Here is a 12,587-nt window from a genome sequence, read left to right as displayed (position 1 = left end):
AATCTTTTCACGATTTGATAAGATGGCCATTGCTTATATGGGATTTTTAGCCTTTGCTTCTTCTATCGTTTGGCTCAGATGAAAAGTGGACACAAACTAGGTTTATAAAAATTTTATTTGTTTTAATTTTCAAAATTTTGTTTTACATACTTGAATTCTATAAAGTATTTTATATTCCCAAAGTATAAATAACATGATTTATCATAAAAGTATGGACGTTAATTTATGAAGATAAGCTTTATATATGATAGGAAATATTAATACTTTATCTTCTTTATAAGAAAAGTTTTTAAAAGTCAGGAAGTTGATTTATGTATAAAGAGAATAATTTAGATATACTTTATGAAGAGCAATTAAAAATAATTAATGAAATAAAATTTACGCGTCGAGAAATAGATATTGTTTCTTGTGTTATGAGCGGAAAATCCGTTAAAAAAATTGCCTCCTTCCTTTCTATTTCTACGAGAACAGTTGAAGCCCATACATATAATATTCTTACAAAATTAAACTTTACGTCTCGAGAAGATATTATCTATTTTATTGAGAAATCTGGAAAGTTTATATTTGTTCAGCAATATTATTTGAATCTTCTGGCTCAAGAAGCGTTTAAGGAGGGTTTAAAAAAGATTTCTAATTTTCTAAAGCAAGAAAATAAACATTGCTTTATCATTTATGAAAAAAATTCTCAGGAAGAAAATCTTTTTATAACAAATTTGGAAACAGATTTAAAGCACTTGGGATTTAGACCATATTCAGAATGTGTAAAAGATCAAAAGTCTATTGAGCATTTGTTAACTAAAACATCTTTTTCGAAAATAGATTATGTTATTTATATTGGAACACCAAAATTAGTACATTACTTGGCATCAGAAGATAAAACAGATGCAGCTTTAAAAAGTCAATTGGTGTTAGGTATTTTGAAAAGTTGTGAGGCTACGAATAAAATTTTGATAAGCCTCACAGATCTGGAAGAATCGCTGCCTTACAATTTTTTTCTGATCAAAATTTTAAGTAAAATATTACCTAAGCTCGAGGTCGAAACTATTTTTATGCCATTTTATCAAAGAAATAAAGACGTAAAAAATTCCTTTTGTGAATATAAATCAAGTGAAAAAAAAGGAAATAGCTGTATTCAACAGAATGTAAAAAACAACGATTCGAAATGTTTTAAAAAGTTATGTCTTAAATTGAATAAAGTTTTATTAATTTTAGGAACATGTTTTTTAGTTTCATGTTTTGTGGGTCTTTATTTTTTTAAAAAAATTAATGACATACCTTCCATAATGTCTGATCTTAGAATTCCAGTTGACAGTGTTTTTTTAGACCGTCCCCAATTAATTAATCAAATTGGGTTAAAATTAAAGAGAAAAAAAGAAGATGAAAATATCCCAATTGTGGGCGTTTTAGGTATTGGTGGTGTTGGAAAAACAACCCTTGTCCGGCATTTTAGCCGGACTTATAAATCTCCTATTGTGTGGGAAATTAATGCTGAAACAAAAAATAGTGTTATAAGTTCTTTTAAAGAATTGGGAGAATATCTCGCTCTCATGGAAAATAAAAAAAATGAATTTAATTTTATAAAAGAGATAGAAGATCCCAATGAGCGCGAAAAACAAATTGTTAATTTTGTAAGAAGCTATTTGAAAAAATATAAAAATTGGCTTCTCATTTTTGATAACATTTCTGTTTTTGCAGAAATTAAAAATTTTTTACCAGAAAATAAAAAAAATTGGGGTGAAGGAGGGCTTATCATAACGACACGTGATAGCAATATAAACCAATCCTCTTACATTGGATCAAAAAATATTATTGAAGTTGGAGAACTCAGCAAAGAAGAAGCTTTAAAGCTTTTTAGAATTATCTTATGTGGATCTGAAAAACTTTCACCTGAAGATGAGGCAAAGGCTCAGTCATTCTTAGATCATCTTCCTCCTTTTCCGCTCGATATTTCTATTGCAGCGTATTATCTCAAAAATTCAAATATTGGTTATGAGGATTATTTAAAGAGAATTGAAGCTTCTGGGAAAGATTTTGAAAAACTTCAAGAACATCTCCTGAGTGAGATGAATAATTATGCAAAAACACGTTACGGTATTATCACGCTTGCCCTTGAAAAAGTTATTAAAGAAAATCCTCATTTTAAAGCTCTTCTCTTATTTATTTGTCTTGTTGACTCGCAAGATATCCCAAAGGAACTCTTAGAATTTTTTAAAGAACCATGGCTCGTTGAAAATTTTATTTACACACTTAAAAAACACTCTCTTATTACGAATGAATTGATTGAACTCAATGGAAAAAAGATTTCTTCTCTTTTCATCCACCGAAGCACTCAAAAAATTAGTTTATCTTTCCTTGTGGATCTTTTGGACATTCATGAAAAGCAAGAATTGATTAGAGGAATTATATCGTCAATGATGTCCTTTCAGGATTTTTATTTCAATAAAAATTGTTATTACGTGATGAAGCTTATTAATCATTTAGAAGCATTTGAAAGAAATTTAACAAATATGAAACTTTCTTTAGATTTTAAGGAAAAACGAAAAAAAGATATCTTTTTTATGTTGGGATATATATATAAACATTGTTTTGAGAATTATATTTTGTCGTATGTCTATTTTACAAAAGCGATGAATATTAAGAACCCAAGTGAGTTTATCACAAATCTTAAAATGGCAACATTTATAAAAGATTTAGGGTTTTCTGCACTGATTCTAGGAGAGACAAAAGAATCCATTAACCTATTTCAAAAAAGTATAGAGTTATGTCGTGATATTCAAAACCCTGAAATTTTAATAGCTCAAAATTTAAAAAATATAGGGTTTGCGTATCGGAAAGAAAATAATTTTACACAAGCGAAGGAATTTTTTTTCAAGGCTTTGGATAAAATATCTTCTTTAGAATTAGCTGTAAAACAAGATGTAGCGTCAGAAATATATGCGCAATTGGCTGTTTTATATAGCGTGACCTTTATAAATAAAGAAGAAGCTCTGCAAGGGGAGAAATATTTATTAAAGTCACTAGATCTCTTAGGGGCGCGCCAGCTTTTGTATCTTAACCCAAATTTAAAACCAACTAAAATATCCTGTCGTATTGCAACAAATCGGAGAAGACTTGGGTCAATTTATACCCGTTTGGGCGATTATAAAAAAGCGATGGAATTAGGCTTTATGGAAGCTCAATATATTATTGATAAGTCTCTTGACGATTGTACAAGTATTTTGCTCCAATCTTTGAATTTGGAAGGATTAGGAGAAGTATACCTTAGGCAAAATTCTTTAAAGCGGGCGGAAGATAGCTTATCAAGTTCAATTGAAAAGAAAGAAAAATTGATTGGAGAGTCAAGACATCTCTTGGGACGCGCTTTTTCAGGTGAATCAAGCACGTCTGCCCGTACATTGCGTGCAGAAGTAAGAATAAGATTAAAAGACTTTTCAAAAGCTTATGAAGATTGCTTGTATGTTTTTAATACAGATAAAAAACTAAGAGATAATTTTTTGGAATTGATGTGTATTACATGTCTTTATCATGCAGCAGTTATTAAATATCATCAAGGAGATTTACAAAAGGCCCAGGAATATTTTTTAGCATTTTTTAAAGAAATGAACGTATTTTGTAAAGTTTTTTTAGAAGAAGAAAAATATGATAAAGAAATTTTTAAAATAATAGAAAGAGATGGAGAACTTTCTCAGAAAAATATAAAAATATATTTTGAAAAGGCAACTCAAATTTATTCAATTATTTATGGAGAAGAGCACCCCTTTGTAAAAGATTATATCAAAAAAAATAAATAAACGCTTTGTTTTATATTTTCTAACTTTTTTTATGGTTTAATTTGATAAGGTTTTTATTTTTGTAAATCTAAGTATTTTTCCCGAGCATCAATTTTTTAAGTTTTTTTTCACAATATCTAAAAATAACTCTTCTGGATATAAATTTTTTTAAAGATTCATTATTTTATTTAGTGAGTCCATCAAATTATAGAAAAAGAGAGCATCGTGAAAATAATTCCATTTGTAGGTTTAAGAAATATTGCGTCTATGTGGGCGGGTGTGAAGGCTTTAATTAAAAAAGATTCTATTTTAAAGCTTTCACTTATTTTTTCTATAGGACTTATTATTGTTACGATAGGTTTAAACGTAAGCATCCCGTTTTTATTTAGAAACTTAATATATTATCTTCGAGTTGATCACTTCTCAAACTTACTTACGTCTTTAATTCTTGTGTGTCTTTATGCTGGGTGTTGGTCATTAAGGCAAATAACTGTCCAATTGAGAGAAATTTTTTGTTTCCCAATTATAGAGAAACTCTTAAATACAATGACTTTTAATTTATTTAAAAAAATTCTATCAGATCCTATGGACCACTATCCAAAAGTTAAACTGGAAAAAATAATAGATAATATTATTAGAACGCAAGAAAATTTTTCAGATCTGTTTGTTGGCTTGTTTTTATACGTTACACCAATTATTTTGGAAATTATTATTATTTTAATCGTTATAAGTTTTTACTTTCCTTTCTTGTTTTGCTGTATTTTTGGTTTTTTTATCCTTTTACATATTTGCTTTACGATGTGGGGACTCGGAAAGACGTCATTCCTCCAAACAAGATATGTAAAAGCCCGAAACCTTTTTCAGTCATATCTTGTTGATAAATTGATTAACTTTGAAACAATAAAAATTTTTTCCAAAGAAAAAGAAGAAGAAAGGATATGCAAAAAATATTTACACAGATATGAAAAATTTAAAGCAAGGGCTGATATCATTACAGAATCTATTCGTTTAGGACAGGGACTCATATTAGGACTTCTTGTTATTTGTTCGACTCTAGTAGGTGCTTTTTATGTGAAATCATCTCAACTTTCTGTTGAGAGTCTTGTATTGTTGAATTTTTATTTTATACAGCTTGTGGGTCCTTTAGGGCTTCTTGGTATTGCTTTAAAAAATATAAAAAGAGGATTAATCAATGTAGAAGAAATGTTCCGATTTATTGAAGATATTTCTCCTGCTGAGTTTAGAAAAAAACAACATACATTTTCAAAATTAGAAAATAATATTTTTCTAGAGTTTAATCATGTGAGTTATAGCATTGGGTCTAAAAAGATTTTACAGAATGTTTCGTTTGATGTTCCTTTCGGAAGCATTCTCGGGATTATTGGGAAAACCGGGTCTGGAAAATCGACAATTGCAAAACTTATCCTAAAGCTTTTTGAGCCCACGGAAGGAAGAATTATTCTAAATGGCCATGACATAAAAGAAATTCCCACGGAGTGCTTAAGAAAAATTATTGGCTATGTTCCTCAACATCCTTCTTTTTTTAATGATTCAATTTATAATAATCTCTTATACGCTTATCCGGAAGCTTCCGTAAAAGAAATCAAAACAGTTATAGAAAAAGTTTGTTTGACAGACGTCATTGAAAATCTTCCAGAAAAGTATCATACGCGGATTGGAAAAAATGTTACGCCTTTATCTGGAGGACAAACTCAGCTTTTGGCTTTAGCCAGAGTGCTTCTCATGAAACCTCTTTTATATGTATTTGATGAAATAACATCTGCTTTGGATATAGAGACACAATCAAAGATCGTTGATATTTTGAACGATCTTTCAAAGAACTCTTCCATTATCGTAATTTCACATCGTTTGCCTTTAATTGAGGATGCTAAAAAAGTGATTGTTTTGTCAGAAGGTAAATGTATGGAAAGAGAAACTTATAAGTTCTTAATGAAAGAAAAAGGCCCTTACGCAAATCTTCTCCGTCATTCATATGGAGATTAAAAATTAAACTTTTGAAGGAAAGATCTTCTTCAGCTTCAAAGATAAAAATGTCCCTTTTTAGTTTGATGGTGAGCTAAAAGAATGAATGAAAGGTTAAAAAATGGAAATATCTTTAAAAAAGAAGATAACAAAAAATGATTTATGTAAAAACAAGAATATTCATAAAGTTAATAAAATTAAAAAACCTGTTAATTTTTCTCATAAAAAACAAAGCCTTAAGCCAATAAATCATCCATCTGTAAAGATATTAGAAAAGGCCATCCTTGAAGATTTTAGAAATGTTCTTAAACAAGAGCATAAAGAAGCTTTAGAAAAACATATTATTTCTTTTAAAAGAGAATTTCACTCTTTAAAAAGGGCTTCTTCTCTTTATTCTGGAATAGATTTAAAAAAATTTATACTTTCTCAAAGGGATCCATCGTTGAGGATACTCAGTAAAGAAATTGGTAGGGCTCTTTTTTATGGGTCAGGAGTTTTTCTGTTGAAAAATTTTCCTTTAACTGAACAAGAAGACTTAGAAATCTCAACCTTTGTATTTATTTGTTACTTAGGACTTCCTGTTTATAATAACAGAGATAAAATTTATGTTTGGTCTGTTGTGCCTCAACAAATAGAGTCCAGCAAATATCCGCAAGATGCTAATTACAGAATTGGAAATACAGGCCTTGCTGTTGGATTTCACACAGATACCTCAACACTTGCTGGTCTCTTATGCATAAAGCAAGCTCAAGAAGGAGGAGAAAATGAAATAATAAGTGCTGTTGCTGTGCATAATAAGATTTTAAAAACGAGGCCAGATTTATTAAAGGTTTTATATTCAAATTTCTTTATTGATAGACGTGGAGAAGAAATGCCAGGAGAAAAGCCTTATGCTGAAATCCCAATTTTTAAGCAGACAAAATCTGGTCAGTTATTGGCACATTGGACGCGGCTCTATACTTATGAGGCTTATCGAAAATACGATGTAAAGCCTCTTACAAATCTTCAACAGGAAGCTTTAGAGTATTTGGTGAACGTCGTAAGAAGCATCGCTTCTTCTCAAAAAGTTGTTTTTAAAGCCCAGCCAGGAGATTTTCTTTTATTAAATAACAACTTAGTTTTCCATAACAGATTAGCTTTTAAAGGAGATCGGCATCTTTTACGTGTTTGGATATATTCCAAAAAACATAGTGCTTTACCCCATACATTTGGATATCCTTATCAATGAGGGCGAAAGCGATCCTAATCTAATATCCTTTTGAAATTTTCTTATTTTTTAAAGCATTTCTCTAAATTATTTTTTTTACATAATCTTTTATAAAAGAATGGTTTTCTCCATAAATACTAATAAATATCTCTGCACTTCTGCGCAAACAGTCTTTGATCTCATAAATATTAGGGTTCTTACCATGAATAATTTTATTAAATACTTTCTTTTCTTCTAATAATTGAAATTCATGGGGATCTAAAAAATCTTTACAAAATTCTTTCATATATTTAAAAAAATCTTCAAAATGTTTAGAGGAGATAACAAGGTCATTTTCTTTATATTTTATGATGGCAGCATGATAAAATGAGGTGAAATACATTAAATTAAAGTAATTATGGCTAATCTTTCTTTCCGTTTTAATGGCTGACATGCAATCTTCATAACCTTCCTTAAATTTTCCAAGCCTTATTCGTGCTTCTGCCCTAAATACTTTTGCTTGGAGGGCATCAAACTTACCGGCTAGTTTTTCAGACGTTTTAATTGACTCTGTTAATTTAACTTCAGCTTCTTTAATTTTTTTATTTCGAAGAAGCATTTCTCCAATTCCTAAAAAAATATAAGCCTTCGAGAGAAAATGAGGGCATCCATCAAGGGAATTATCAATTATATATTGTGCTTCTTTAAATCCTTTTTCAAAAGCATCTTCATATTTTCCAAGCCGACAATAAATTTTTCCAAGATCAACTTTGATTCTTACAATTTCAGGAGAAATTTTTTCACTTTTATGATGGAGTGATTTATGAAATAGATGAGAAGCTTTAAATTTGTCCAATGCAATAAGAGCATATTTTATACCTTCGTAAGTCTCGACTCTATTTAAATATCTTTTTGCATAGAGCCATGCGAGGTGTCTATAAATATTTGCTTCTATATTTCTTTTTGTCATTGAACATGTGATCTCAGAAGCTTTTTTTAAGGCCTCAAGAAAGAATTCTTTCGATCTCTCAAAATCATTTTTCTGAGCATAGGCTGTTCCTAATATTTTTAAATTTAAGACAGTTAAGATTTTAGAATCTGGGTTATTTTTACATAACTTAAGACTTTCTTCGCAATATCTTATGCTTTCATTGATATTTCCAAGCTTTACACAAACTTTTCCGAGGTCTTTAAAAAGAGTGGCCATTTTATTATTTGAAATAAGATGACTTCTTTCGTTGATGTTAATGAGTTTTGTAAAATATTCATAAGCAAGAAGGTAATTTTCTGAACAGTTTTGATAAGCATATCCGAGCATAAGGAATAAATCTTGTTCTCTTTTTTCTTTAAAATCTAAAGGAAGTGTCATATTTTTTAGATTTTTTTCAAATGCTTCTAAGTGGTTAATAAGTTTCATCACATAATAACAATTTTTATTTAAATAAAAATCCTGAAATAAAATCATTGAAGATATAATCTTTCTGATTAAATCTTGTTTTTCTTCAGTACTCAAAAGATCCCTGAGGAAAGATAAGCTAATTTTTTGGGTGCTTCGATGAAGAAAAAGGGAGGAGACTTTTTTTCGATCAATTCCAATGAGTTCATTTATAATAAGAGAATATTTTCTAAGATTATAAATAAAATTTTCAACAATTGAGGCATCTTTAAAAAATTCTAAAAGTTCTTTTGGAATATCTTGCGAATCCACAAGGCAAATAAAGAAGAGAAGAGCTTTAAAATGAGGATTTTCTTTAATAACTTTTTCAAGTGCTAGGGTGATAATTCCGTAACGTGTTTTTGCATAATTATTCATTTCAATCATGAGGTGTTCTTGAAGTTTTTCAAAATCTTTCCCAGAAACTTCAATTCTTTCTAAATAATCTTCATAACGAAGGGTTGAATTTTTAATATAATAGGCTGCCATAGAAATATCGAGCGGAAAGGGAGGAAGATGCTCTAAGAAGGAAAGAGTCTTTGTTTTATCTTCAGATGAAAGTTTCTGATCCCCATATAAGATAATCGTAAAAAGCTTTAGAGCTTCTTCTTTGTTGAGCTCTCCGACTTCAACAATATTTTCTGGCCCAATATAAGAAGATTGTTTTATATTACTATCACATGTCGTTATAATAACATGTCCATTTCCCCAGTTTTTCTTATTTTCTGGTAAGAAATCTTTAATTTCTGAAAAAATAACAATATTATCAAAAATCAGAAGCCAATTTTTATTTTTTTTCAGAAGATTCTTGACGAAATTAATAATTTGTTTTTGGCGTTCTTCACGATCTTCTATCTTTTTAATAAAATTAAATTCATTCCTTTTTTCTTCAGTTTGGGCAAGATGTTCTCCTAATTCTTTAAAAGAATTTATAACACTATTTTTTGTTTCAGCATTAATTTCCCATATGATAGCAGCATTATAATTTAGGCTAAATTGACGAACAAGAGTTGTTTTTCCAACGCCACCAATACCAACAACTCCCAAAATTGGAACTCTTTCATCTCCTTTTTCTTTTTTAAGTTTGACATCAATCTCCTCGATCAGTAATGGACGTTTTAATAATACCTCATTGATTGGAATTCTAAGGTCAGAGATGACTGAGGGGGAAGAGTCATTTTTTTCAAATAAATAAACGATGAAAAAGAGAGGAGAGATTATACATAAACATAAAATTCCTAAATTTTTAAGAACAGTAAATTTAGAAGCATCTCTTTTTACATTTTTATCTTTTTGAACCGTTTTAGGCGTATCTGAAATATTTTTAAGTAATGGAGAATGATTCGAAGAGCTGGTGAGTTCTTGATATCTTTGATAAAAAGTTGAAAAGCTGTCGTCTATCTTAAGAGTGGGCAATAATTTTTTCAAAAGTTGGATGAAAAGAAAATTGTAATCGAAATCTTCTAAAGAGTTTATTAAATCTACCTTAATATTGTTTTCTGTCTTTTCTATTGGACTTGCATTCGATAATAAACAAAATGATATATTTCTAGGAGAGGACGCGTTTGTCTTATTTTTTGATGAGAAATGAGGTATTAAATTTGGATTGCCAATATAAATAACGTGCTCGGTTTTTGAAAAAGCTGTCTTTTTTAAGAGAAGATCAATTGATTTTTGATCCTTCATACTTTCTAAGTGTGTTTTAAATCCTGATTGAGTTAGATCTATTTCTAAATCTTTTGCTAAAAAAAGCTCTTCTTTTGATTGTTTTTCATAAATGATAAGACAATTGATATTTTTGTTGATGAGCTGATTTGAGATTTGCTTTAAACTACTCTTAAATGCTTGCTGAATTAATAAATTCAAATAATATTTTTGCATTAAAGAAAGCATGCCGGACTTTTCAATAAAATGAATAATATCTTCTCGAGATGTAAAATTTAATTTTGAAAGAATATTATAAGTATGTGCTTCCACTGTTCTTGCAGAAATAGAAAGTAAATAGGCAATTCTTTTAACCGATTTCCCGCTTAAAATACAGGCAATAATATCAATTTCTCTGCGCGTGAACTTTGTTTCGCCAATGATTTTTAAGTTTTCTGTGTAGAGTGAATCTAAATTATTTTCTTTATGGGCCATGAGAAGAACATATTGTTTCTTTAGAAAAAATTGTCTTATAAGAAAATAAGACCGCGGTGATTTTTAAAGTGGAAGCGATGGATGAATTTTTAAGAAAGCCTAGAGTAGATTCTAATTAAATATTTTGTATATCACATATAAAAATCTGCTGATTTTTTAGCATATTTTAGAGATAAAAGAAATAGATTTTTTGAAGCGTAGGATAAGTGTTGAGACTATTTATCAAATTTATCAAAAGCTGAAGGGAATAAGGTTTTAAAAGATATTAAGAAAGGATTTATTCATTTGCACAAGGAAGTATTGCAAGATGGGGTATATTTCTTTGTACAATTCCATGTGAAAAATTGATTTCTCGAAGGATTCCAATAAGCCCTATATAAGCCCCTTCGGCGCATGCAGGCTTATTTTTTTCAAGTAGAGAATTTAAATTTGTATTATGCCCTCGCATGATCATGGAAAGTGCTTCAAGAAGAGGAGTTAGTTGCTCTTTATAGGCTGTTATATAACTTTTTATGAAGCCTTTCAGATAAGCATATTGGCTCTTGTGATACTTATCATCACTCTCTCCTTTTAAGTGAGAGACAAAATACAAAGTCAGTTTATTTTTTTCGGAATCAAATCTTAAAGTTTCTTCAATGGTTTCAAAATTAACATAAAACCCGTGTTGAAAACTATGCTGGAATGCTTGCCAAGCACGTGAATGTTTATAAAATTGCTCAATAAGCCAATTTTTTGCATATTCGTGTGGATCTAGATTTAAGGGTCCCAGAGCTGTTAAGAGGGTATAGCTTAAGCAAAAAAATTGTCTGATATTAGGAAGTGTCTCCAATCTATAATTTTTATAATTTTGTGGCATAGAGATACCATGCCTTGGAATATGATGTGTCGTTTTCTCTCCAAGAAGTTTATCCACCATTTTTTTGGAATGAGAAGAGATATCCCTCAGAGTTTGAAGGGTTTCTGAATCTTCTTTGTCTGATAAAAGGCTTAAGCTCAGAAAGGCATTTGTGAGTGTAAATCGATCTGAAGGAGAAAGTTTTGGATTTTTTAAGAGTAAGATTATGATAGGATCTATTTCTTTTAAATGAATTCGGAAAATTTCATTTTCTGCCCCGGCTTGAGGCAAGTTTTGAGCCATAATTTCTCTTGTTGTGTCAGACATAAGAAGATTTTGAAATGCTTCTTTAATGGCGTTACGTTCTGACATAAGGGCTTCTTGTCCTGTAATATCAATATTCCCTCTTTCCTGTGGAGTTCTCATGTTTAAGTATTCGTAGGTATAGTTAAAAATGTTGTTCACAGTAAGTAAGCCAGATTGTCGAGCTTGCGAAAGATGTTCTAAAGTCTGTCTTGTGCGTTCGACGCGTTGCTCTGTGGGAATTCTTTTTAAAACATGAATGATTTGTTCAAAATCATGAAGGGTAAATGCTGATGTAATAAGTCTTAAAGCAGTATCTATAATGAACAGTCTTTCTGCAGGAGGGATATCTTGTACAATTCTGAAAATTGGAGCTTGAATATGATCATTTATGTCAATTTCTCCAAACTCTGGAATACTCACATTTTGCAATTGTATTATTAAGGGCAAGTGTATAGATTTACTAAGATAATGTGTGAAGTAGGTGACACTTTTTCTATCTTTTTCAGGAATTAAAGAAATTATATCAATTATAAATGAATAAAGGCTTATATGGGTAAAAGGATAATAAAGCTCAAAATCACAAGTTGTACCTGTATAGAGTGTTTTATATTCAGGAAAAAATTTCTCAGCTAAGAACTCTGGTGTTGAATGCCCTAAAGAAGAAGGAGAGGATTCTCCTAAAACCTCATGAAATGTTTCCATTCCATAAGAAGCATTCAAAAGTAAGAAGGTAAATATAAGAAAAGTTATTTTATAAAAAGACGTTTATTTCTCCATGTATCTTCTGTGAAAGATTTCCGGAGATATTTATGAATGATAAAAAGTTTACTTTTTGAGTGTGAAAAAAAACCTATAAGGAAAACTTTATAGAAAAATACTTAGGGCGTGTCATCAATTAAATTGACAAAGAAGGAGAAAGAAGAGACATTGAGG

The 12,587-nt window shown here is 29.8% G+C and carries 5 protein-coding genes; 3 read left to right on the top strand and 2 right to left on the bottom strand.

Annotation, left to right across the window (positions count from 1 at the left end; all coding sequences use genetic code 11):
* Positions 1-311 precede the first annotated feature (311 nt).
* The 3 genes from JSS34_07235 (at position 312) to JSS34_07225 (ending at position 6,981) form a co-directional block, all read left to right on the top strand.
* Entirely contained in the window at positions 312-3,791 is a 3,480-nt protein-coding gene (locus JSS34_07235; GenBank protein ID MBS0186114.1) for a hypothetical protein, read from the top strand.
* 204 nt (positions 3,792-3,995) lie between these two features.
* Positions 3,996-5,774, top strand: coding sequence for an ABC transporter ATP-binding protein (locus JSS34_07230; protein ID MBS0186113.1), 1,779 nt, complete (start codon positions 3,996-3,998; stop codon positions 5,772-5,774).
* A 100-nt stretch (positions 5,775-5,874) separates the two neighbouring features.
* Complete coding sequence (locus tag JSS34_07225) at positions 5,875-6,981, top strand: TauD/TfdA family dioxygenase (protein MBS0186112.1); 1,107 nt, start codon at positions 5,875-5,877, stop codon at positions 6,979-6,981.
* Positions 6,982-7,042: 61 nt separating this feature from the next.
* Here the strand turns inward: JSS34_07225 and JSS34_07220 are convergent, their stop codons facing one another.
* Together JSS34_07220 and JSS34_07215 are read right to left on the bottom strand one after the other, a co-directional pair.
* Entirely contained in the window at positions 7,043-10,513 is a 3,471-nt protein-coding gene (locus tag JSS34_07220) for a hypothetical protein (protein MBS0186111.1), read from the bottom strand.
* Between the two features lie 277 nt (positions 10,514-10,790).
* Positions 10,791-12,356, bottom strand: coding sequence for a hypothetical protein (locus JSS34_07215; GenBank protein MBS0186110.1), 1,566 nt, complete (start codon positions 12,354-12,356; stop codon positions 10,791-10,793).
* Between the last annotated feature and the right edge of the window lie 231 nt (positions 12,357-12,587).

Source organism: Pseudomonadota bacterium (assembly GCA_018242545.1).
Taxonomy (GTDB): domain Bacteria; phylum Pseudomonadota; class Alphaproteobacteria; order 16-39-46; family 16-39-46; genus 16-39-46.
Note: the sequence above shows the minus strand (reverse complement) of the source record. Positions and strands in the feature narration are given on the sequence as shown.